Below are 22,906 nucleotides of genomic sequence, written 5' to 3'. Positions count from 1 at the left end.
TCCGTCAAGTCGGGGAGTGCCGTTTTTTCAGCCTTGCGGGGGAGCCAGCTCCTCGAAGTGGGTCAACTGCCGGAAATCACTGAAGCGCTTGTGGATCTCCTTCTGGGTCAAGTCCCTGAGCCGATCCAAGCTGAAGCGCTCGACGGTGAAGGAGGCCATGACGCTGCCCATGACCATGGCGCGGCGGATGACGTCGCGATCCAGGCGGTCCGCGGTGGCCACGGTGCCCATGAAGCCGCCAGCGAAGGTGTCCCCCGCCCCGGTCGGATCGAACACCTCCTCGAGCGGGAAGGCCGGGCAGGCGAAGATGTGATCGCGCTCGAAGAGCAGCGCGCCGTACTCGCCGCGCTTGACGACGACGCGGCTGGGGCCCATGGCGTGCACCGCGCGAGCGGCCTTGACGATGTTGTGCTCGCCGGACAGCTGGCGGATCTCCGCGTCATTGACGAAGAGCAGATTCACCCGCTTGAGGGTCTTCAGCAGCGCCTCGCGGGTGCCCTGGATCCAGAAGTTCATGGTGTCGGCGGCCACCAGGCGGGGGGCCTTCACCTGATCCAGCACCTGGGACTGGAGCTCTGGGTGGATGTTGCCCAGGAAGACGTAGGGGGCGGCGCGGTAGGACTCGGGCAGCTTGGGAGCGAAGCTCTGGAAGACGTTGAGCTGGGTGTCCAGCGTCTGCGCCTCGTTGAGCTGGAAGCCGTACTTGCCCTTCCAGCGGAAGGTGCGGCCCTTCTCGCGGGTGAGGCCGTCCAGGCCAATGCCCCGGGCGCGCAGGAACTGCACGTGGGCCTCGGGAAAGTCCTCGCCCACCACCGCCACCAGCTGCACCGGGTTGAAGAAGGAGGCCGCGGTGGAGAAGAAGGTGGCCGAGCCGCCCAGCACCTCTTCCTTCTTCCCGAAGGGGGTTTCCACCGAATCCAGCGCGACCGAGCCGACGACGAGCAGAGACATGATGCTTCCTGGGATGCCTGGGGTTGAAGACTCCGGGCACGGCGCTCAGGGCAAGACCCGTGCCTCAGGGGGGTACGATGTTCCCGCCGCTACGTCAAGCCGGGGGCGTCACTTGGGCAGCGGGATGGAGGGCAGCAGCGCCTTCAGATCATCGTCCGTGAAGAAGATGCCGCCGCCGAAGAAGAAGTCCCGGCCGGCGATCAGGCGCCGGGTGGCCGTGTCGCGCTGCTGGGCGTTGAGGATGTCGTCCAAGCCCGCCGAGACGAAGAGGTGATCAAAGGCCTGGGCGCGCAGCGTGGCGCGCAGCCGCGGGTAGCGCAGCTCCTCCGCGGAGAAGTTGAACGCGTCCATCTTCAGCGTCAGCGCGTCCTCCAGGAAGTGCAGGTCCGCGCCCACGCCGCCGGTGGACTCGATCAGGCCAAAGCGCAGCGTGGTGAAGTAGTAGCGCTTGGCGAACTGGGCGCTGAGCTTGAAGGTCTCCTTGGTGATCTTCTGCGTCTGCACCACGGGCTGGCCGGAGGCGGGCGGGTTGTTCTGCACCACCTGCACCTCCACCAGCCCGCGCGGATCGTCGATGATCTCCAGCAGGTAGTACTTGTCCGGCTTGGGGATCAGCCGCAGCGAGAGGCTGTTCTTCGAGCGGCCCTGGGCCACCAGGTAGGTGCTCTGCAGCCCCACCTCCGTCTGCAGGTTGGTGATCCGGTTGGCGTAGTCCGTCACGTCCGACACCGCGTCGGTGAGCTTCTGGCCCAGCTGCTTGTCCGTCAGCAGCGTGCCCACCACGCCATTGCCTTCCTTCACCGTGTGGGTGATGTCCTCCAGGTTGCCCAGGGTGCGATCCAGCTTCTGCATCGTCTCCTTCAGGCTGGCCACGCCCTCCTGGAGATCGCCCTGGTTGGTGCCCACCACCTTCTTCACGGTGGTGAGCACCTCGCGCACGTCCTTGGTAATCCCCTCGATGTTGTCGACGATCCGAGTGACTTCCGCCTCGTTCTCGCGCGTCAGCCCGCGCACGTCCTCGGACACGCCCTGGAAGTTGGTGAGGATGGCGTTGAGCCGCTCGCCGCTGGCGCGCACCGTCTGGTCCACGGAGTCCGACAGGCGGATGAGGTTCTCCACGATGTGCTGCAAGGAGCCTGTGCCCTTCTCTCCGCCCAGCACGTCCCTCAGCGCCGCCGTCACCTGCTGGATGTCCGCGGTGATCTGGCTCAAGGACTGGAACACGGCCTCCATGCCCTGGGTGTCGATCACCCGGCGGATCTGCCCGTTGTCCTGCATGGCGGGGGCCTGCTCGGTGCCGGGGCTCAGATCCAGCAGGTAGTCCCCCAGCAGGGACTCCGAGCGCTTGGTGAGCACGGCGTCCTCGTGCAGCTCCACGTCCTTGCGGATGCGCAGCCACACCTTGGCGCGCGTGCCCTCCAGGGTGATCTGGTTGATCTCGCCCACGCCGATGCCGGCGATCTGCACGCGGCTCTTGGCGCTCAGGCCCGAGGCGTCCCGGAAGTACGCCCACACATGGGTGGAGTCCTTGTCACTCAGACCTCCCTTCCGCGCGAACATGAAGAACGCGAAGAAGAAGGCCCCTGCGGCGATCACCAGCAGTCCTACACGGAACGGCGTGACGAGCTTCTTCACCTGGGGTGACTCCAAAGGGGTCCGGCCGCGACGACTCTAGCGGTTTGGGGCCCGCGTGCCAGCATTTCCCTGTGCACGGCTAGTTCTTCTCGAACCATGTCTGTAGGAACTTCTGCACCACGGGGTTCGTCGAGGCGCGCAGCTGCTCCGGCGGGCCGAACTCGATGATCAACCCCTTGGACAGGAAGGCGATGAAGTCGGCCACGTTGAAGGCCGAGGCGATGTCATGGCTGATGACCACGCTGGTCACCTTCAGCTTCTCCTGGGCCGCCAGGATCATCTCGTCCACGTAGTCGGTGGTGATGGGATCCAGGCCCGTGGTGGGCTCGTCGTAGAGGACGATCTTCGGCTCCATCACCACCGCGCGCGCCAGCCCCACGCGCTTGCGCATGCCGCCAGACAGGTCCGCCGGGAACTTGGACTCCACCGAGGGGGGCAGGCCCATGATGTCCAGCTTGGAGCGGACGATCTCGTGGATCTTCTCCTCGGGCAGCTTGGTGTGCTCGTGCAGGGGGAAGGCCACGTTCTGGTACACGTTCATCGAGTCGAACAGGGCCGCGGCCTGGAACACCATGCCGAACTTGCGGCGCACCTGCTCCATCACCGCGTCCCCCAGCGGGACGATGTCCTGCCCGTCGACGATCACCCGGCCCTGGTCCGGCTTGAGCAGGCCGATCATGTGCTTCATCAGCACCGTCTTCCCGGAGCCCGAGCCGCCGAGGATGACGCAGGTGCTGCCCTCGGGGATGGTGAGGTTGATCCCGGTGAGCACCTTGTTGTCGCCGAACGTCTTGTGCAGATCGACGATCTGGATCATCGGCCGTCCGGCGGCCGGCTCTGAGGCGGCGGAGCTCATCTAGTGCAGCATCACGCCGACGAAGAAGTCGAGGATGAAGATGGACAGCGCGCTGGTGACCATGGCCTGGGTGGTGGCCTGGCCCACGCCCTTGGCGCCGCCCGAGGCGTTGTAGCCCTTGTAGCAGCACACCAGCGTCACCGAGAGCCCGAAGATGGCGCCCTTGATCAGGCCCTCGTACAAATCAATTGGGTCCAGCCACTGCTGGGTGCGGTTGAGGAAGGTGCCGGCGGAGATGGCGTTGGCCACCACGGACACGAAGTAGGAGCCGCCCATGCCCGCGGTGTTGAAGATCATGGTGAGCACCGGCACCATGATGAGGCCGGAGAGCACCCGGGGCACCAGCAGGTACTGGATGGGGTTGACGGCCATGGTCTCCAGGGCGTCCACCTGCTCGGTGACGCGCATGGTGCCCAGCTCCGTGCACATGGCCGAGCCTGCGCGCATGGTGACCATGAGCGCGGAGAACACCGGCGCCAGCTCGCGCGTGAGGGTGAGCGCCACCGTGGGGCCCACCATGCTCTCGGCGTCGAACAACTCGAAGGCGCGCGAGGACTGGTGGGCGAACACCATGCCGGTGAACAGCCCGGTGAGCGCGACGATGAAGATGGAGCCCACGCCCACGAAGTCCAGCTGGGCAAACAGGTTCTGCAACCGGTAGGGCCGCTTGAGCGACCAGCGGGCAACCTGGAACGCCAGGTGCGACACCCCGCCAATATCGGCTACGACACCCATGGCCCCCTTGCCAAAGTTCTCGATCGACTGCAGGAGGAGGTTGGGCTCCTTGGGCGCCTTGTCTGCGTTCTCGGTGGCCATGGCGGGTCGGTCCCCACTCTACGTGCCCGGTTCAGCGGCACAAGTCCCCGGTGGAGACGTGTTGTGCTTCCTTGGGGCTGATCGTTATGTTGCGCCCCCCCTTTTTCTCATGACCCGGGCCCCCAAGGCCCGAACCGAGCACCCCGATGGCTACTTATAAGGTTGGCGGCGAGGTTGATGCCTTCTGTACTCGCTGCAAGCTCACCCTGGCTCACACCATCCTCGCGATGGTGGGCACCAAGATTGTCCGCGTGCGCTGCAACACGTGTGGAGGCGACCACGTCTACCGCAGCGCGCCCGGCATCACGGACCGGCCCACGGCCTCCTCTCGTGGCACCTCCTCTCGCGCCAGCACGGCCCGGGCGGACAAGCCCGAGAAGGTCGTCATCTCCTTCGAGGACCAGCTGGCCGGCAAGGATCTCGCCAACGCGCCGAAGTACAGCCCCAAGGACACCTACCAGGTGGACCAGGTGCTTCAGCACCCCACCTTCGGGCTGGGCCTGGTGACGGCGGTGCGCGGGGACAAGGTGGACATCACCTTCAAGTCCGAGTCGAAGACGCTGGTGCACGGCCGCGGCGGCGCCCCCTCCGAGAAGCCCGCCTTCAGCCCGCCGAGCGCCCGCCCCACGGGCCCGGCGGACAAGCCGCTCTCACCTTCGACCACAGAGGCGGCTGCTCCGGAGGCGCCCGAAACGGCTCCCTCCGAGGAATGAATTGACCAGAACCCCGGCGAGGAGTGATCTTCGCTGGGAGTTCCTTATGCGCCTGCTGTTCCTGCTTTCCGTTGCTCTGGGAGTTGTGCCGGGAGTCGCGGCGGCGGCAGCGCCGGAGGTGCGGGCGACGCCGGCCAAGGTGGTGCTCGGGCAGGACAAGGCGGTGGCGCTGGAAGTCCGCGTGCCCGAGGGCACCGGCCCCGTGCGAGCCAAGGCCTCCGCCGGGAGCTTCGCGCAGGAGGTGGTGGAGGCGGGCGCGGTCCGGAAGTTCCAGTGGACGCCGCCGGACGTCCGCTATCCGCTGGCCGCGTTCCTGCTCTTCTACGTGAGCCCGCCCGGGGTGCCGCCCGAGGTGGCAGTCGTCCGCATCCCCCTGCTGGGGCGGACGACGCTGCCGGTGACGACGGATCCCAGCGCGGAGGTGGTGATCGATCTCGGGGGCACGCAGTTCGGGCCGGTGAAGGCGGATCGCCGAGGCCGGGCCCAGGTGCCGATCGAGGTCCCTCCCGGAATGAAAGAGGCGCACGTGCTGGCCACGCGCGGGACGTTGAAGACGGACCGCGTGGTGAAGATCGACGTGCCGGACCACCACCCCCTGGTGGCGCTGCTCTCGCCGGATCCCGTGCCCGTCTCGGGCGGCTGGCTGGTGGTGGCGGGAGAGGAGCCGCTGAGCGCCGCGGACCTCCAGCTCGCCTCCGAGGGCGCCCGGCTGGAGCCTCAGCCCGGAGCCCCGCTGCGCTACCGCGTGAGCCCCTCGCCCGAGGCGAAGTCCGTCTCCGTGGAGGCGCGGCGCCGTGACGGGCAGGACACCGCGCGGGCCCAGGCCGGCGTGACGACGCAGGAGCCGCCGAAGCCCGTGGTGGTGGTGAGCGCGCCTCCGCCTGCGCCCACGGCCCGCCCCAAGAAGGTGGCGGTGCACCTGCTGGCGGGAGGCTTCTTCGCCGGAGGCGCCAACCGGGGGCCCACGCTGGCCCTGGGAGCCTCCTACCCTCTCCCGGTCTGGAACGAGCAGCTCGCGGCGGAGCTGGAGGTGGGGCTGCGCCGCGCCTCGCTGGACGCCACGATCCAGGGCTACGGGACGCTGCACTCGAGCGTGCTCGCGGGCCCGGTGCTGGCCTCGGCGCGCCTGGCCGTGTTCGAGCGCTCGGGCTTCACCCTGTACGGCCGCCTGGGAGCGGGAGTCCTCCCCTTCCAGCACCATGTCTCCAGCGACTTCCAGCCGGGCTTTGGCGAGAGCAAGCTGGGCGCCATGGCCTTCCTGGCCGCGCAAGGGGCCTACCGTCTGGGCCGCGTGAGCGTCCTGGGCGAGCTGCGGGGCGAATACGGCCCCGCCCGCACAGGCCGCCTGGATGCCCAGCTCGGCGGAGCGGGCGCCACCATCGGCGTGAGGTACGAACCATGAAGCGAACCTCCTGGGTGCTGTGGCCGCTCCTGCTCTGCGCCTGCGGGCCCACGCAGCTCCCGCCCCCCTCCATCGTCTCGGTGATGCCTGGGCAGGTGGCCGCGGGCGTCCCCTCCACCCTCTCGGTGCGAGTGGACGCGGTGCTGCCGCTCACGGTGGACTACCAGGCGGGCGGCGTGGACCCCGCGCAGCTGAGCATGGCGATGCGCCTCGCCGGGCAGGAGGTGGACGTCCCCTTCGCCGAGCCGGATGGAACGCTCATCGTCCCCGTCCCCGAGGGGCTGCCCGAGGGAGCCTACGACGTCCAGCTCACGCTGGCGGACGGGCGCGAGGCCGTGCGCGAGCAAGCCTTCTCGGTGGTTCCAGCGGCCACGCTCAACGGCCCCAACCCGAATCCCCAGGATGGATTCGTGGGCGGCGTCCGGAGCTTCCTGATCGATCCCATCCCGGAGCAGGTCCGCGACAGGCCGTTCCAGATCACCCTCAGGGCCGATGGGCCGGAGGCGAAGCTCTTCCAGGCCCCGGTGTCGCTGCGCGCCAGCGTGGGGACGTTGACGCTCGTCACCCCGGGGGCCTTCGTGGACGGAGTGCTCGTCGAGGAGCTCTCCATGTCCCACCCCGGGGCCAACATCTACCTCCTGGTGGAAGACACCCAGGGCCACAAGGGGCTGTCGAACTCCTTCCGGGTCCGCCCGAACTGAGCGACGCTGGGGGGACGCGGAAAGGTCCGCGCTCGTTCCAGGGGGTCGGTTCGAAGATGTCCGTCAGGCGCCAATGGGTGTCCATGCCCGTGCTGTGGCTGTGCGCATGTGGCTCGGCCGAGACGCCCCTGCCCTTCCTCTCCTCCGCCGAGCCCGCGAGCATGCCGGCGGACTCGAGGTTCCTGCTGACCCTCAACCTCGACGGCCAGTTCCCGGTCCAGGTGGACTACGGTGGGGACTCCGGGCGGGTGATGGTGACGCCTCCCGTGAAGGCGAGCGTCGGCGATCGGGACTTCGAGCTCTCTCGGATCGACGACCACGGGCGCCGGCTCACGCTGGACATCATCCCCTGGCTGCCGATGGGCCTGCAGGATCTGCGGGTGCAGTTCGAGGATGGGCGGCAGGTGGTGCTCGAGCAGGGGTTCGAGGTGAAGCCTCCGCTCAACCTCACCGGCTTTACGATCGATCCCATCGGCCCCCAGGTCCGCGGCCAGCCCTTCGCCGTGACAATGCGGGCCCAGGGGCCGGACGCGGCGCTCTTCCAGGGCCGGGTGATCGTTCGCTCCACCCAGGGGAACGTGAACCCCAAGGTGAGTGACGCCTTCCAGGTGGGAGTGCTCCAGCAGGAGTTCACCGCCCAGGACTCCGCCGAGAGCACCCTGTCCCTCATCGTCGAGGACTACGCGGGGCACACGGGCAGCTCGAACGAATTCTTCCTGGCCAAGCCCTGAGCCTCGGGCGCCTCGGAAAATGAAAAGGGGCCCCAGCCGTGGAGTGCTGGGGCCCCTTCCCACCCGGCCTGGATGGATCCAGGCAGGGCGGGTGGACTCAGGAGATCAGTTCAGCTGCGCCGCGTCGCAGATGTCGTGATCGTTCAGCGGGTTGATGTGGCCCTCGGCGTTGCCAGTCAGCGACTTGGCGTAGATGCCACCATCGAAGCTGCCGTTGTTGAAGGTGATGTCCGCCTTCGGCGCCAGCACCGTGCCCCAGAAGCCGAAGCCGTTGGCGGTGATGCTGGTGGCGTCCACGAAGTTGTAGAGGACGCCGTGCTGATCGATGCCACCGCTGAACTGGGTGCCGAAGCCGCCGAACGAGGCCGACGGGCCGGTGATGTTCACCACCACCAGCGAGCCAGCCGGCGCGTCGATGGAGAAGAACACCGCGCCGTTGAAGTCGGAGGCGGGCACGTTGAACACGTTCACATTCGAGTCGGTGCCCTGCAGGTAGATGCCACCCCAGTTGTACCGCGTCTTGGTGCCATTGACCGGCCGGGCGGCCAGATCGCTGGAGAGCTTGCGCAGCTCGTCACCGCGGGCGGTGAAGTCGATCGGCGTGCCCTGAGACGCGCTGCCGCGCGGGAACGACACTGTCTGGTCGGAGCTGAGGCTGCCGCCGTAGACGGCGTCACCCCAGACAGCGCCGTTGGACAGGGTCAGGTTGCCACCCGCCACCAGCACGTTGGCCGTGTCGCTGGCCGGCAGGGCCGAGCCCACCGCGAAGTTGTCCAGGACGATGTTGCCACCCGCCGCCACCTTGCCCAGCACGTCGTGACCCCCGTTGTAGTCGCCGAGCAGGAACACGTTGTAGTCGTTCAGGCGCACGTTGATGCAGGTGTTGGTGCTGCACGGCCCGACCGTGACATTGCGCTGGGTCGTGGTGGTGTTGCCCGCGCTGTCAGCCACGGTGTAGGTGATCGTGTACTGGCCAGACGAGTAGCCATCCACGCCGCCGTGGGTGACGACGGAGCTCGTCAGATCACCGGCGCACGCGTCCGAGGCCGTGTAGCCCAGCTCGGTGTAGTCATCGCCGCAGGCCAGGTAGATCTGGTCAGCCCCTTCGAGCGTGATGACCGGCGCCAGGGTGTCCACGACGCTGATGGAGCGCGTGGTGCTGGAGCTGTTGCCCGAGCTGTCGCTCGCCGAGTACGTCACGGCGTAGGCGCCCGGGACGTGGGTGTTGACGCCGCCCACCGCGGTGACCGGCAGGCTGCCCTCGCACGAGTCGGCGGCCGTGGCCCCCGCCTCCGTGTAGGGAGCGCCGCACTCCACCACCACCGCCCTGGACCCGCCGAGCGTGATCGTCGGCTGCAGGGTGTCCTGAACGGTGACCAGCTCGGTGCAGCTGGCCGTGTTGTACGAGGAGTCCTTCGCGGTGTGCGTCACGGTGCTGATGCCCAGCGGGTAGTACGCGGGCTGCGGGCTGTTCACCTCGGCCACGCTGCAGTTGTCGGTGGCGGTGGCCACGCCCGTGTCCACGTAGGCGGCGCCCTCGTTGCACTCCGCCACCTTGTTGGCGGGGCAGCTGATCGCCGGGCCAGAGTGATCCATCACCTGCACGGTGGCGGAGCAGCTGGCGCTGGCGCCCTTCGAGTCGGTGCACGTCAGGGTGACGTTGGTGACGCCCGGGCCATACGGGCCGGCGGGCGACTGGGTGCAGTTGATCGCGTCCCCATCCGGATCCGAGGAGCCATGGTTGACGGAGCCCGAGGCGCCGCACACCGCGTCCGCCTCCAGCTCCAGGTTGGAGCAGGAAGCAATCGGAGCACGGTTGGGGATGAACCAGTCACGGTAGGCGGAGTTCGACACGCCCGTCTGCCCGCTGCTCTTCACGAACGAGGCCTGGATCTCATCCCGGCCCGCGGCGCTGCCGCCGGTATAGGAGTAGGTGGCGTGGCCCTGGCTGTTCGTCACGCCCGTGCCCGTCTTGCCGGCGTTGGGGCCGGCGATCACCGTGAACGTCACCGTCCGGTTGATCAGCGGCTGCCCGTTGTTGTCCTGCAGGGTGGCCGTCAGGGTGTGGGTGGTGCCCACCGCGCCGCTCGACGTCGCGGGCCCCAGGACGATGCCCTCGCCCACGATGGCGACGGCCGAGGTCAGGTTCAGCGCCCCGAAGAAGATGTTGTCGTCGTTCGAGGGGTTCTGCGTGAACATGGAGATCTGCGTGGCGCCCTGCGCCACGAACGGCCGCAGATCGTAGAGCTCGTCGTCGCCGCGCGGACCCGGGCCATTGGCGGTCGGGTTGGGGTTGGCGTTGGAGTCATCCAGGCCGCCCACGGTGAGCAGCGCGCCGTCCTCGTTGGCGCCGTCATCCTGGCCGCCGGCCATGGAGGTCATCCGCTGGCCGTTGACGTCGATAAGGCTGATCTGCCGCTCGGAGGTCGTGCCCGTCTGGTAGCCGAAGGAGATGCCCAGGGACAGGTCCAGGCCCAGGTTCGGATCGCTCTTGTTGATGGGGTCGGCCAGGCCGATGCGGAACACGTCCCCGCTGGTGCTCTGCGAGCCGAACAGCAGGATGACCGTGTTGACAGTGGGCGAGGCCGGGTTGTTGAAGATGACGGCGAGGATCTCGCCATCCACGCTGGTGGTGCTCGACTCGGTGATGGTGAAGTTCACCCGGCCCACAGGCGCGGAGTTGATCTTGCTGCTCACCAGCGAGGTGACGTCCGCCCAGTGGTTGTACGAGGAGATGCCGCTGGGGATGGTGCGGCTCCAGGTGACGTTCTGCCCGTCAATCTTCACCCCGCCGTTGGGGATCTGATAGCTGGAGAAGCCCGTGCTGGCGGCCGCCATGTACGCGGCCTTCACGGTGGCGTTCGCCGAGGGCTTGTTGACCTGCACCACGCCGGACGCGGCGTTGGTGCCAATGCCATCCACCGACAGCGAGATGAAGCCGGACTCGGTGACCACGGGCGCCAGGGGGTTGGCGCTCGCCATGGCCGTCACCAGGGCCTGCTTCTGAGCGGACGAGCTCTCGGAGCTGGAGGGCGGCATGCCCGGCTCTTTGACGGCATCCGTCAGAGCCGCGCCCTGGCCGTTGCCCGAAGTCGCATCTTGCGAGGCGCCTCCTCCACATGCGGCGGTCCAGGCCAACAGGCCCGCCGTCATCAATCCCTTCCAACTGCGGCTGAGTTGCTGCATTGCGCTCCTCCCTTGTGGGGGCATTTCTCAAGGACTGCGAAATTCTCGTGTTGTTGAAAACTGTAGAGGTGCGAAGACGACCAGGGTGAGAACGAGTTGAGTGCTTCAGCAGAGGTGTAGGAGAGGGACAGCGCCGCGGCGTGCGAGCGCCGAAGCAAGAGGCAGGACATTCACTTGGGCAATACAGCGAACCGAGCTTCCTGCAGCGTGGGTGCTCTGGAGAGTGAAGGCCCTCTGGCCCACTGGCAAGGTGAGCCGCACAGGCCTGCTGTAGGCCGCAGTCACGGAGCAGACACGGGCGGCGAGTGGCTGCCGCCGAACCTTGAGTTGCTCTCGCTGTGCCTCGAACGGCCCGGCCATTGGATGGACCCCGACTCCCGACTGTTTAGCTGTTCTAGAATAATCCGCGAATAAGTGCATCATCTTTATCGCGGACATCCTCTAGAAGCAGGTATAGCCAGATATCCTACACTTTATGGAAGAAGACACTCAAAGCGTAAAGCAAGGACCGTGCCCCGCGTTGAAGTGAGGTGGAAATGGGAGGTTCCGAGCGGAAGCGCCGGGGTCCACGTCGACCGCAGGGCGCACGGGTGGCGGCGACGCGTCAGCCCGGGACGCCGACGCGTCGGAAGCTGACGCTCACGGGCGGCGGCGCAGCAGCTCCAGGGCGCGGCTCATGTCCTCGGGCAGCGGGGCCTCCACGGCGCGCGGCTCCAGGCCTGGCAGGACGGGCCACTCCAGCCGCGCCGCATGCAGGGGGGTCCTCGCCAACACCTGGGCGTCGCCTGACCCACCCAGCTCCTTCTCGGTGAGGAGCTCGGCGCGGCCGTACTGGTGATCCACCAGCAGCGGGTGTCCCACGTGCAGCAGGTGGACGCGGATCTGGTGGGTGCGGCCGGTGAGCGGCTCGGCCTCCACGAGCGAGGCCCTCTCGAAGCTCTCCACGGGGCGGAGGCGCGTGCGAGAGGGCTTGCCCTGCTCGCCGGGCCGAGCCACTCGCATGCGGCCCTTGCGCGCGGGCACCAGCGCCGCGTCCACCAGCTGGGGCGCGTCCACCCTGCCCTGCACCAGCGCCCGGTAGCGCTTCTTCACCTGGCCGGACTCGAAGGCCTGGGAGAGGGCGCGGTGGCGCTCGGCATCCAGCGCGAACACGAGCACCCCGGAGGTGTCGCGATCCAGCCGGTGCACCACAAAGACTTTACGGTGCAGTTGCTCCTCCAACTGCTCTCGGAGGGATGGCCCGCCTTCGCCGCGCCCGGGGATGACGAGCACCCCGGCGGGCTTGGCCACCACGAGCACTCCCGCGCCCTCGTGGAGCACGTGGAGCTCGGTCACTCGTACTCCGACACCGGCACGACGGTGACGGGGCCCAGGCCCTTGAGCTGCTTCTGCACCTCGGAGGCCTTGCCGAGCAGGACGATGGCCGGGGCCTTGGGGAACAGATACTTGGCGGAGGCCTCTTTGACTTGCCTGGCCGTCACGGCGTGCAGCCGCTCGCGGAACTTCTCCACCCAGTCCTCGCCCAGCCCGTGCACGCGGATGTCCGCGAGGATGGAGGCGACGGACTCATTGGTCTCGGTGCGCATCGGGTAGAGGCCAGCCAGGTACGTCTGCGCGGACTTCAGCTCGCGAGGGGTAATGCCGCCCTTGCGGATCTTGGCCACCTCGCCCAGGGCCACGTTGATGATCTCGCGCGTGGAGGCCGTCTTGGTGAAGGTGCTGATCGCGAAGGCGCCGCCAGCGCTCATGGCGTCGAAGTAGCTGCCGACGCTGTAGGACAGGCCGCGCTCGACGCGGATCTCATTGACGAGCCGCGAGGTGAACCCACCGCCCAGGGCGATGTTCATCGCCGTGGCCGCGAAGTAGTCCGGGTGGCCGAGCCGGTAGCCCGGTCCGCCGATGCGCACCTGGGACTGCGTCTGGTCCGGCTTGTCCACGAGGATGATCTTGCCCGCCTGGACTCCGCCCTCCACGGGTGGGGCCGGCTGGGGCTCGAGCTGATCCTTCTGCCCCCACCCTCCGAAGGCCTTCTCGGCCTCGGCGGCGACAACCTCGGGCTTCACCGCGCCCACCACCACCAGCAGGGCGCCCTTGGGGCCGATGCGCTCGCGGTAGAAGCGCTCCACGTCCGCGCGGGTGAACGTGCGCACGTGCGAGGCCGAGCCGCCCACGTCATGCCCATAGGGGTGGTCGCCCCACAGCGCGCGGGTGAAGGCGCGGTCCGCCACGGAGCTGGGATCGTCCAGATCATTGGCGAACTGGGCCAGCGCGCGCTCGCGAGCCAGCTCCACCTCCTTCTCCGGGAAGAGGGGCTCGCGGACGAGCTGTCCCAGGACGGAGAGCATCTCCGGGAAGTGCTCGGCGGGCGTGGTGATGTACAGGGACATCAGGTCCTCGCTCACCCCGGTGGCGAGGCTGGCGCCCACGAACTCGACGGCCTCGTCGATCGCGTCGGCGCTCAGCCGGGCGGTGCCGCGGCGCAACAGGCGCACGGTGAAGTCGGCCAGCCCCTCCTTGTCCTTGGGATCGGTGGCGCTGCCGGCGCGCAGCACCAGGCGCATGGAGACCAGCGGCAGAGGCCCGCGCTCGGCGGCGAGCACCTGCAAGCCGCTGGAGGTGGACGTCTCAGTGACTTCAGGGAGCTTGAGCTGGCGCGAAGACGCCGACTTCTCTTTCTTCGGGGTGGCGCGGGAACGGGAGGCCATCAGGTTTCCTCGGGGCTCAGGCGGAGGCGGCAATGGATTCGGACTCGGCTTGGGGCTCGGCTTCGGGCAGCAGGGTGACGACCGAGCGCCGATCCGGAGCGAAGTACTTCGCCGCGACGGCCTTCACCTGCTCATTGGTGATGGAGGCATAGCGGTTGGGGAGCGTGAGCATCTCGCGCCACGAGCCCAGCAGGGCCTCGTAGTGGCCCAGGGCGTGGGCGCGGCCGGTGTTGGTGCCCAGCTCGCGGAGCTGATCAGCGCGCAGGTTGTTCTTGGCCTTCTGTAGCTCGCGCTCGGTGAGGCCCTCGCGAGCCACCTTCTCCAGCTCGGCATACAGGGCGGCCTCGGCCTTCTGAGGATCCGAGTCCGGCTTGAGCTCCAGGTAGAGGACGATCGTGCCCGGATCAATGCGCCAGCCCCAGTCGAACATCACCGACACGGCGAGCTGCTGCTCGTAGACGAGCCCCTTCACCAGCCGGCTCCCCTCGCCCTTGTTGAGGGCGTACTGGATGACATCCAGCACCATGGTTTCCGCCTCGGTGGCGCGCGGGCCGCGGAAGCCGATCATCAGCGAGGGAGACTGCGCCGGGTGGCGGATGACGGCGCGGCGCTCGCCCTTCTGCAGCGGCTCGGCGTCAATCACCTGGAGCGGCTTGGGCCCCTTGGGGATATCCCCGTAGTAGCGGCGGATCAGCGACAGGGTCTTCTTCGGATCGAAGTCGCCGGACAGGTACAGCACCGCGTTGTTGGGGGCGTAGTAGGTGCGGAAGTAGTCCTCGCAGTCGCGGCGGGAGATGTTCTCGATGTCCGCCATCCAGCCAATCACCGGCCAGCGGTACGGGTGGGCCTTGTAGACGAGCGTGCCCAGCTCCTCGTCCAGCATGCCGGTGATCTCGTTGTCCACGCGGACGCGGCGCTCTTCCTTCACCACCTCGCGCTCGCTGGTGAGCGTGGCATCCGAGATGCGCAGCGAGCGCATCCGGTCCGACTCCAGATCCAGCACCGTCTCCAGCGCGTCCGAGGAGAAGTCGTCGTAGTACACCGTCATGTCATTGGAGGTGTACGCGTTGGAGCGGCCGCCGTTGGACTCGAGCACACGGTCGAACTCCTTGGGGCCGTACTTCTTGGCCCCGTTGAACATCATGTGCTCGAAGAGGTGGCTGATGCCGGTGATGCCGGGGCGCTCGTTGCGCGAGCCGACCTGGAAGAAGGTGTAGAGGCTGATGACGGGCGTCTGGTTGTTGGCCAGCAAGCGCACGCGCAGGCCATTGGACAGGGTGGCCTCGTGAACCTCGAGCAGGGACTGGAGGGCGGGATCCGCCTTCGGAGCAGCAGGACGCGGAGGAGCCTTGGGCATGGCCCCTCGTATACCCGGCACGAGGCAGCGGCGCTACAAGTCGACGATGCCAGCGCGCAGGGCCAACACTACGGCCTCCACGTGCGAGTTCACTCCCATCTTTCGATAGATATGGGACAAGTGGGTGCGCACGGTGCGGCGCTCCAGGGTCATCACCTGCCCCACCTCGGCGTTGGACAGGCCCTTGGCCACGTAGCGCAGCACCTCGAACTCGGTGGGGGTGAGGCCCCAGGGGTTCTCCTTCTTCTCGGGCGGCTTGGCCTGGATGGACTGGAAGTAGTTCCAGAACTTCCGGGCGATGATGGGCTCGAGCACCGTGCCGCCCTCCATCACCTCGCGGATACCGGAGCGGATCTTCTCCGGCCCCACCCGCTTCACCAGATAGCCCGACGCCCCGGCCTGGATGGCCTCGTACACCTTCTGCTCGTCCTCGAACGAGGTGAGGATGAGGATCTCCACCTCGGGGGCGCGGCGCTTGACGCGCTGGGTGACCTGGATGCCGTTGATGCCCGGCAGCTCCAAGTCCAGCAGCACGAGCTGGGGCCGCACGCGGACGATGTCCTCCACGGCCTCCTCGCCATCCTGCGAGGTGCCGACCACTTCCAGCTCCTCGAACGTCCCCAGCACCTTGATCAGGTTCTTGAGGAGCTGGGGCTGATCCTCGACGACGTAGACGCGGGTCCGCTCCATGATTTAGCGCCTCGGGGTGGACTCGAACTTCTGTTCGATCACGCGGTGCTCGCCGCGCTCGAAGCGCAGGCTGAACTCGGCGTGCTGCTTCGTCGACAGGGACTCCAGGGTGAAGCTCCGGTTGCCGGCCTTCACCGGATACTTCGCCAGCGGCGCCCGCTTGCGCTGTAGCACCCCGTCGATGAAGACACGCGCGGGCATGTTGGTGCGCAAGGTGAGGAAGGCGGAGTCTGCATCGGGCCGAGGCGGCTCCACGCCCTCCTCCCGCCCCTCCGAAGCGCCGGGCGTGGACTTGGACGACTCGGGCTTGGGAGCGGGCTTGGGAGGCTGAGGCGGGGTGCCGTACTGCTCCACCGCGCCGCTGATGGCGGAGGCGCGAGGATCCGCCGGGGGCTTCTCCGGCTGCGGCACCGAGGCCCGCGGGGGCGGAGGCGCCTGGAACTGCCACACCGCGAGGGTGAAGGCGAACACGCCCACCACCGCGATGGCGGTGGCCAGCCCCAGCGCATGGCGCTTGCGGCGTGCGATGGCCAGGAGGTTGCGCTCCTCCGTGAGCAGGCGCCGCCCGTCATTCCCGATGGAGATGCCTTCGCTCGTCGGCGGCGGCATGGGGATCTCCGTCCGCTCCCTGGGAACATAGGCCCGGGTGGGCTCCTCGGCAGGCGGTGGCCGCATGGACGCGGGCATCGCGCGCAAGGGCTGCTGCGGTGAAGGCGGGAGCGCGGCACGAGCAGAGGTACCGCCCTTGGAGGGAGGCTCCGGCTTGAGCTCGTCCGCGAGGCGCGTCTTCTCCTCCGAGAAGTCCTCCACCCACTTGAGGCGCGGGTTGCGGCCGACCTGGGTGCCCTCCTTGGAGCCGATGATGCCGCCCAGCGGCACGAGCTGCTTGCGCGCCTTGGGCGGCGCAGCGCCGGGTGGAGCCTCCCAGCCCTTCTCCAGCGGGCCCACGCGGCTCGGCTCGGTGTCCTCCTTCTCGGCCACCGGGGGCTGCTGGCCGGCGCGGGTGGGCTCGAGCGGGAGATAGGCCTCGGTCCTGGGCGGCTCGACGGGAGTGGAGTCCAGCGTGGGCTCCACCTTGGGCGGGGAGACGTGGGTGGACTCCAGCGCGGGCTTGATCAGGGTGGCGGCGATGCGCGTGGGCGCCAGCGCGACCTCCTGCTCGGGAGTGCCCAGCTGGGTGGACTCCTGAGCGCCCCAGACTCCCTGCGTGGGCGAGGCCGCCTGGGTGGGCTCGCGCGCACCCCAGGCCTCGGGCTTGTACTCCTCGAACTGTGGCGGCGCCTCCGTGGTCTCCGCCGCCGCCTCGTCCTCGCTGAGCGAGCGGCTGAACGGGATACGCGTCACCACCGAGGCCTCCAGGGGCTCGGCGTGCACGTGGGCGATCTCGGCGCCGGAGACAGGGGTGAGCGAGAAGGGCTCGGAGAAAGGCACGGCCCCGAGCGTGGAGAGGTTCACCTCGTTGGGGACCAGCTCGCGGATGAAGCGGCGCAGATCCTCCTGGCCCGGCATGCCGCCGCTGGCGGAGAAGAAGTTGCGCAGCACCGAGGCGAAGTCTCCCGCCGAGCGGTAGCGCCGGCTGGGCAGCGGATCCACCGCGCGCAGGATGAGCGGATCCAGCCGCGAGTTGATGCGGCGATCCAGGCGGCTCGGAGGCGGCAGCCCTCCGCTCCGGGTGCTGAGGCTGCCACCGGAGACAACGGCCTCGCGCAGGGTGAGCAGCTCGTACGCGATCGAGCCCAGCGAGTAGACATCCGAGACGGCGGAGGGCTCATCCCCACGGCCCACCTCGGGAGCGCGGTAGGCGCTGCGCCCTCGGGTGGCGAAGCTGCGCTTGAGCTCCGGCACCGCCATCAGCGCCCTCAGCGCGCCGAAGTCGCAGATGCCCGGCACGCCCTCGCGGGACAGCAGCAGGTTGCCGGGAGTGATGGCGCCGTGAATGACGCCCGCATCGTGCGCCTGCTGCACCGTCTCCAGCAGCTGGATGACCAGATAGAGCGCGAGGGCCGACTGGAGGATGACCTCCTTGGTATGGAGCCGCTGGAGGACCGTGCCCAGCGTGTAGCCGTCCACATGCTCGCGGACCACGGCGAGCCGCTGCTTCACGAAGCCGATGTCCACGGAGTGGACGATGCCCGCATGAGGCAGCGAGGCGAGCACGCTCGAGGTCTCGGCCAGCGCCCGCGCGTAGGCCGGATCCGAAGTCTTTGGGTGAAACAGCTTCACCACCACGTCGCCGGAGGACTCCCGCGAGGCCTTGTAGAGCTCGGCCAGGTCTCCCGCCTCGATCTGCCCGGTGAGCCGGTAGGAGGCCGTCATCCCTTGCCTGCCCGGCGCCGGACGGCGGAGAAGTGGAAGCCGCACCAGACGCACGTCTCGCCCCGGCGTCCGCGGGGCAGCTCCAGCGTGCAGCCAGGGCACCGGGGCCGAGGCCGCTGGGGCCTCGCCTGCCGAGCGGGAGTGCTGGCCTTGGCGCGGACCTGGCCCACTGACGCGGCGCGGCGCACGTGCTGCTCCAGCCGACGCACCCGGTCCTCCAGGGCTTCGATTCGAGCGGACAGCCGCGCGTGGATCTCGGCGTCCGAGGGCTGGCGTCTGGCTGGGGACCGCATCGAGCCCCCGAGCGTGCCACGCTCCCTTGCATACCCGCAAGGAGGACTCACCGTCCGGGTGCTGGAGCGCGAGGCGCGTGTTATGACTTGGAGTCCCTTGGCACCCATTGCACCCGCGAACACCCCCATCCCCGGCGGCTCCACTCCGGATCCCCTGCACGGCAGTTTCCGCTCGGCGCTGAACCAGGCCCGCGCCGAGGAAGCGGCCCGCCGCGCCCAGGAACTGTTGAACGACGAGGGGCTCTCCCGCCTGCTCACCCGGCCGCGCGAGCGCCCGGAGGTGCCTCGGGCCAGGGACGTGTTCGTCAACCGCAACCTGCGCATGTCGAGCATCGAGCTGGTGGGCTTCGACATGGACTACACGCTGGCCATCTACCACATGCGCCGGCTGGAGCAGCTCTCGTTCGACATGACGCTGGCGAAGCTGGTGGGCGAGTACGGGTACAACCCGGTCATCGGCCACCTGCTCTACGATCACCACTTCGTGATGCGCGGGCTGGCGGTGGACCGCGTGCACGGCAACATCCTGAAGATGGATCGGTTCGGGCACGTGGGGCGCGGGTGGCACGGGCTGCGTCCGCTCACGCCCGAGGTGCGGCGCGAGCTGTACCGCAACAAGCTGGTGCGCCCCAGGGATCCGCGCTTCGCGTGGAACGACACGCTGTTCGCGCTGCCGGAGACGTGTCTGTTCGCGGGCATCATCGAGCTGCTGGAGTCGCTGGGCCAGCGGGTGGACTACGGCAAGCTCTACGACAACATCCGCGAGGCGATCGACACGGTGCACCGGGACAACTCGCTCAAGCGCGAGGTGCGCAAGGATCTGTCGCGCTACATCTTCCTGGATCCGGAGCTGGGGCCGGCGCTGCACAAGCTGCGCTCCGGGGGCAAGCGGCTGTTCCTGCTGACGAACTCGGCGTGGGACTACACGGACGCGGTGATGCGCTACCTGCTGGACGGCACGCTCCCGGAGTACCCGAGCTGGCGCAACTACTTCGACTTCGTCGTGACGGCGGCGGGCAAGCCGGGGTTCTTCGGCGGGGATCGGCCGTTCCTGGAGCTGGACAGCTCCACGGAGGCGGGGCCCGTGGTGGGCGAGGCGAAGAGCCTGGAGCGCGGCAAGGTGTACTCGGGCGGCAACCTGGCGCAGTTCGAGGAGTTCACCGGCCACCGGGGCGAGACCATCCTCTACGTGGGCGATCACATCTACGGCGACATCCTGAAGTCGAAGAAGTCCTCGCTGTGGCGCACGTGCATGGTGGTGCAGGAGATCGAGGACGAGATCACCTACACGGACTCGCGGCAGGAGGAGATCGCGCGGCTGTCGGAGATCGAGGTGACGCGGGCGCGCCTGGATGACGAGGTGAACGCCTTGAAGACGGCGCTGAACGCGCTGGAGCGGCGGATCGAGCGGGACGCGCAGAGCCCCGCGGACCGGGCGCGGGAAGAGGAGACGCGGCGGCACCTGAAGGCGGAGCTGGACTTTGTGCGCCGGGCGCTGAAGGAGGCGACGGGGATCGCGGACACGCTGGAGCGGGACGTGGAGGAAGGCTTCAACCCGTACTGGGGGCTGCTGTTCAAGGAGGGCAACGAGAACAGCCGCTTCGGCTACCAGGTGGAGCAGTACGCGTGCCTGTACACCAGCCGCGTCTCGAACTTCCTGCACTACTCGCCGATGCAGTACTACCGCTCGCCGCGGGACTTGATGCCACACGAGCAGGCCGGCGCCCTGTCCGGGAAGCTGTCACCGCTGGGCAGCGAGGGCCCGCCGAAGGGCTCGGGCAAGGAGTAACGTCCCTACGCTGGGAGTCTGCTGGGCCAAGCCGCTCCCCCCGGTCTTTGACTTGGATCGGGCAACGGGCCGACGCTGGAGGCCAGAGGAGCCCAGCCCATGTTCGACGCAGCCATCAGGAATGCCCTGCGGAGCGTACGAGAGACGTTTCAGAGCATCGAGGAGATGCGCCGCCCCCCCGAAGAACTCCAGGAGGCCTCCCTCCCGCACCTTGAAGCGGCGCTCGGTCAGCTGGCGTCTTGGATGGGTCAAGCCCTGCGGCACGAGGCGCCCCCGGGGTGGCTCGCGGTCTGGGAGTCCTCCAACTTCATGGAGCGCGCCGCCCTGGATCTGCTGGGCCCGTGCATGTGCGCCGCCATCCTGCAGCGCTACGGGGAGTGGAGCCCTCCCACCACCACGTCGAGCCTCATCAAGGGCATCAAGAGCCTGTTCTCGGCCCAGCCCGAGACGCGCAGCGAGCGCGTGGCGAAGCTCATCCAATACGTCATCGACTCGCACATTGGCTTTGCCCTGAGCATGACGGGGCGCATCCTCCACGATGCGAACCTGCTGAGGCAGGCGTTCAACTTCACCCACTCCGTGCAGTCCATCTTCATCGCGGGCAGCGACCCGCACAAGTGCGCGCACCGCGTCGCCATCGTGACGTCCTCGACGGGCGTCAAGTTCGTCTACAAGCCCTCGGAGCTCACCTTCCAGATGCTGCTGATGGGAGACGCGGACTCGTTCCGGCTGACGAGGCCCCACCTGCTCGGGCTGGGCACCCACACGGACAGCCTGTTCGCGCTGCTCGGCGTGGAGCTGCCGGTGCTGCGCGTCATCCCGGGGGGCCGCAAGGACGACGGCCATTACGGCTACATGGAGTTCAAGCAACGCGCCCGGCAGATCGCGCCAGCGCACATTCCCGGGTTCTTCCACAAGTTCGGCCGCCTCGCGGGCGTCGCCTGCATGTTCGGGCTGACAGACCTGCACCAGGAGAACTGCATGGCGACGGCCGAGGGGCCGTATTTGATCGATGCGGAGATGAGCTTCTCCTACCCCTCGCGGACCGAGAACAAGGTGGTGCACTCGGCGCTCGCCACGGCGCTGAAGCCTTCGGCCAGCGTGCCCTCCAGCATCGTGGGTGGCACCTTCATCGCGTGGGAAGGCCGCCGCAACTCCATCACGGCAGACGCGGTGAACCAGCGGCGGAGCCCGGACGACGACAACTCCTATATCTCCAGCACCGTGGGCGGAGGGCTGATCGCCGGACGGACCCACCTGCAGAACCTGCAAGAGGGGCTGGGAGAGGCCGTGGACGCTGTCGCTGCGCACGCGGACGCGGTGCTGGCCTGGTCGCGGTTGTTCGACGTCCTCAGGCCCCTGGCGCGTGTGCCGCTGAGCACCTCGATGATGTCCGGCTTCTACATCAACGGCGTCGAGCACTACCTGGCGGGGACGTTGCCTCCGGGCACCAACCTGCCGGGGCTGAGCTTCCCGAATTGGTTCATCCGCTACGCGGGAGTGAGCAACTCGACGCCGGCGGCGTACATCACACCGCACAGCGCCGTGTCGTTGCAGGATCCGTCGGGAGCCCTGGGAATCACGGTAGCGAGCTGCGGCAATGAGATCGATGTCTCGAACACGCTCGCCGTGCGAGTCCATGTGACAGCGATGAAGAACCGGATGGCCGCCGCGCAGGAGAAGCACACCTTGAAGCGCCAGCTCGAGCAGGCGCTCGCTTGAGCCGGAGCTGTTCTCCCCAAGTTCAGCCATAGGAAGGGACCGGATGTACCTGACGAAAGCGCGTGGGATTCGATGGGCCTCCACGTTGGGCCTGCTGGCTCTCTTTTCCGTCTCCTCGGCGGCCTGGGCGGACATTCCAGCCTCTCCCCCACCCTCGTGGATCTACGATGAAGCCCATCTGCTCAAGCCGGAGGAGCTCACCCAGCTCACCACGCTGAGAGAGCAGTTGGAGCGGCAGACCGGCGCCCGGCTCGCGGTGGTGACTCTCATCGACGGCACGGAAGAGCTTCCCAAGTCCGCCGCGGTGCGCACCCTCAATCAGTGGAACGCGGGGCGCAAGAGCGCGCTCCTGCTGGTGGTGCTCAACCCGCGCATGCTCTACATCCAGCCCGGGACGGATCTGGCCCGAGTGCTGAACTCGGGGACCTCCAGCTCCATCTGCTCGGACGTGGTGGCGCCGAAGCTCCGGAGCGGCGATCGCGCCGGGGCCATCCGCGCAGGGCTGGAGGCCATCGCCGCCCGGATCTCCTCCGGCAGCACGTCTTCGCCGCCCGTCGTCCAGAGCCCGGCTTCGGAATACTACCCGGAGCCTGTGCTGAATCGCGTCTCTGACTTCATCGCCAATCACATCGAGATGATCGGGCTGGGAGGGGTGGGAGCGGGGATCCTCGCGCTGTGGTGGATGTCTGCCCGCAAGTGCAGGGAGTGCGGCACGCGGATGAAGAAGACCACCCACATTACCCTGGAGCCGACCTATTCCTCGTCCGGACAAGGGATGCACACCTTCACCTGCGGGGCGTGCGGCTACTCCTTCAACGAGAGGTACATCATCTCCCAGCTCGTCGAGAGCTCCTCGAGCTCGAGTGATTCCTCCTGGTCCTCGTCGTCCTCGGACTCCTCCTGGTCCTCGTCCAGCAGCGACTCCAGCTCCAGCTCTAGCTCCAGCTCGTCCTCGGACGGCTCGGGAGGCGGAGGCTCGAGCTGGTAGCACGCGTGGGTGCCAGGCCCGAGCCTCCCCTGAGAGACTCGCGGGTGCTGGCGCT

18 protein-coding genes are annotated in these 22,906 nt (G+C 68.1%); 7 read left to right on the top strand and 11 right to left on the bottom strand.

The features are described 5' to 3' along the window. Positions 1-27: 27 nt before the first annotated feature. The 4 genes from ACJ8AT_RS35330 to ACJ8AT_RS35315 all read right to left on the bottom strand — a co-directional run bounded on the left by ACJ8AT_RS35330 (position 28) and on the right by ACJ8AT_RS35315 (position 4,258). Positions 28-951 carry a PfkB family carbohydrate kinase gene (locus ACJ8AT_RS35330; protein WP_407742371.1) on the bottom strand — a complete coding sequence of 308 codons (924 nt, stop codon included), beginning with the start codon at positions 949-951 and terminating at the stop codon, positions 28-30. Positions 952-1,059: 108 nt separating this feature from the next. Continuing rightward, the gene (locus ACJ8AT_RS35325; RefSeq protein WP_407742370.1) at positions 1,060-2,586 is read right to left on the bottom strand and encodes an MlaD family protein; all 1,527 of its coding nucleotides are present in this window, start codon (positions 2,584-2,586) and stop codon (positions 1,060-1,062) included. Positions 2,587-2,665: 79 nt separating this feature from the next. Further along, positions 2,666-3,403: an ABC transporter ATP-binding protein gene (locus tag ACJ8AT_RS35320; protein WP_407742369.1), complete on the bottom strand. Its 738-nt coding sequence runs from the start codon at positions 3,401-3,403 to the stop codon at positions 2,666-2,668. A gap of 39 nt (positions 3,404-3,442) precedes the next feature. Beyond that, the gene (locus ACJ8AT_RS35315) at positions 3,443-4,258 is read right to left on the bottom strand and encodes an MlaE family ABC transporter permease (RefSeq protein ID WP_407742368.1); all 816 of its coding nucleotides are present in this window, start codon (positions 4,256-4,258) and stop codon (positions 3,443-3,445) included. Positions 4,259-4,404: 146 nt separating this feature from the next. On the opposite strand from ACJ8AT_RS35315, the gene ACJ8AT_RS35310 reads away from it, so the two are divergent. Genes ACJ8AT_RS35310 through ACJ8AT_RS35295 form a run of 4 tightly spaced genes read left to right on the top strand, consistent with a single transcriptional unit; the run spans position 4,405 to position 7,805 of the window. Next, positions 4,405-4,971: a hypothetical protein gene (locus ACJ8AT_RS35310; RefSeq protein ID WP_407742367.1), complete on the top strand. Its 567-nt coding sequence runs from the start codon at positions 4,405-4,407 to the stop codon at positions 4,969-4,971. A gap of 46 nt (positions 4,972-5,017) precedes the next feature. Continuing rightward, complete coding sequence (locus ACJ8AT_RS35305) at positions 5,018-6,373, top strand: hypothetical protein (protein WP_407742366.1); 1,356 nt, start codon at positions 5,018-5,020, stop codon at positions 6,371-6,373. Further along, the gene (locus ACJ8AT_RS35300) at positions 6,370-7,074 is read left to right on the top strand and encodes a hypothetical protein (protein WP_407742365.1); all 705 of its coding nucleotides are present in this window, start codon (positions 6,370-6,372) and stop codon (positions 7,072-7,074) included. The genes ACJ8AT_RS35305 and ACJ8AT_RS35300 overlap by 4 nt, the downstream gene beginning before the upstream one ends. A gap of 56 nt (positions 7,075-7,130) precedes the next feature. Then, complete coding sequence (locus tag ACJ8AT_RS35295; RefSeq protein WP_407742364.1) at positions 7,131-7,805, top strand: hypothetical protein; 675 nt, start codon at positions 7,131-7,133, stop codon at positions 7,803-7,805. Between the two features lie 105 nt (positions 7,806-7,910). Here the strand turns inward: ACJ8AT_RS35295 and ACJ8AT_RS35290 are convergent, their stop codons facing one another. From ACJ8AT_RS35290 to ACJ8AT_RS35260, 7 genes are all read right to left on the bottom strand, one after another. Further along, on the bottom strand, positions 7,911-10,991 hold the full coding sequence (locus ACJ8AT_RS35290) for a choice-of-anchor A family protein (protein WP_407742363.1): 3,081 nt from the start codon (positions 10,989-10,991) through the stop codon (positions 7,911-7,913). A gap of 639 nt (positions 10,992-11,630) precedes the next feature. Next, positions 11,631-12,326 (bottom strand): RluA family pseudouridine synthase, encoded by a 696-nt coding sequence (locus ACJ8AT_RS35285; protein WP_407742362.1) that lies wholly within the window; start codon positions 12,324-12,326, stop codon positions 11,631-11,633. Next, positions 12,323-13,696, bottom strand: coding sequence for a M16 family metallopeptidase (locus ACJ8AT_RS35280; RefSeq protein WP_407742361.1), 1,374 nt, complete (start codon positions 13,694-13,696; stop codon positions 12,323-12,325). The genes ACJ8AT_RS35285 and ACJ8AT_RS35280 overlap by 4 nt, the downstream gene beginning before the upstream one ends. Before the next feature lie 16 nt (positions 13,697-13,712). Beyond that, positions 13,713-15,053 carry a M16 family metallopeptidase gene (locus tag ACJ8AT_RS35275; protein WP_407742360.1) on the bottom strand — a complete coding sequence of 447 codons (1,341 nt, stop codon included), beginning with the start codon at positions 15,051-15,053 and terminating at the stop codon, positions 13,713-13,715. A 33-nt stretch (positions 15,054-15,086) separates the two neighbouring features. Beyond that, positions 15,087-15,743, bottom strand: coding sequence for a response regulator (locus tag ACJ8AT_RS35270; RefSeq protein WP_407742359.1), 657 nt, complete (start codon positions 15,741-15,743; stop codon positions 15,087-15,089). A gap of 3 nt (positions 15,744-15,746) precedes the next feature. Next, complete coding sequence (locus ACJ8AT_RS35265; protein ID WP_407742358.1) at positions 15,747-18,059, bottom strand: serine/threonine protein kinase; 2,313 nt, start codon at positions 18,057-18,059, stop codon at positions 15,747-15,749. Then, positions 18,056-18,352: a hypothetical protein gene (locus ACJ8AT_RS35260; RefSeq protein WP_407742357.1), complete on the bottom strand. Its 297-nt coding sequence runs from the start codon at positions 18,350-18,352 to the stop codon at positions 18,056-18,058. Before ACJ8AT_RS35260 ends, ACJ8AT_RS35265 begins: the two co-directional genes overlap by 4 nt. A gap of 82 nt (positions 18,353-18,434) precedes the next feature. Here ACJ8AT_RS35260 and ACJ8AT_RS35255 point away from each other — a divergent pair, with 82 nt between their 5' ends. From ACJ8AT_RS35255 to ACJ8AT_RS35245, 3 genes are all read left to right on the top strand, one after another. Beyond that, positions 18,435-20,141 (top strand): HAD-IG family 5'-nucleotidase, encoded by a 1,707-nt coding sequence (locus tag ACJ8AT_RS35255; RefSeq protein ID WP_407742356.1) that lies wholly within the window; start codon positions 18,435-18,437, stop codon positions 20,139-20,141. A 99-nt stretch (positions 20,142-20,240) separates the two neighbouring features. After that, positions 20,241-21,863, top strand: a complete 1,623-nt coding sequence (locus ACJ8AT_RS35250) for a DUF4135 domain-containing protein (RefSeq protein ID WP_407742355.1) — start codon at positions 20,241-20,243, stop codon at positions 21,861-21,863. A gap of 43 nt (positions 21,864-21,906) precedes the next feature. Beyond that, positions 21,907-22,851, top strand: a complete 945-nt coding sequence (locus ACJ8AT_RS35245) for a TPM domain-containing protein (protein WP_407742354.1) — start codon at positions 21,907-21,909, stop codon at positions 22,849-22,851. Positions 22,852-22,906: the final 55 nt, after the last annotated feature.

It is taken from the genome of Hyalangium sp. (genome assembly GCF_045802625.1).
In the GTDB taxonomy this organism is placed as follows: domain Bacteria; phylum Myxococcota; class Myxococcia; order Myxococcales; family Myxococcaceae; genus Hyalangium.
This window is presented reverse-complemented; position numbering and strand designations above follow the sequence as displayed.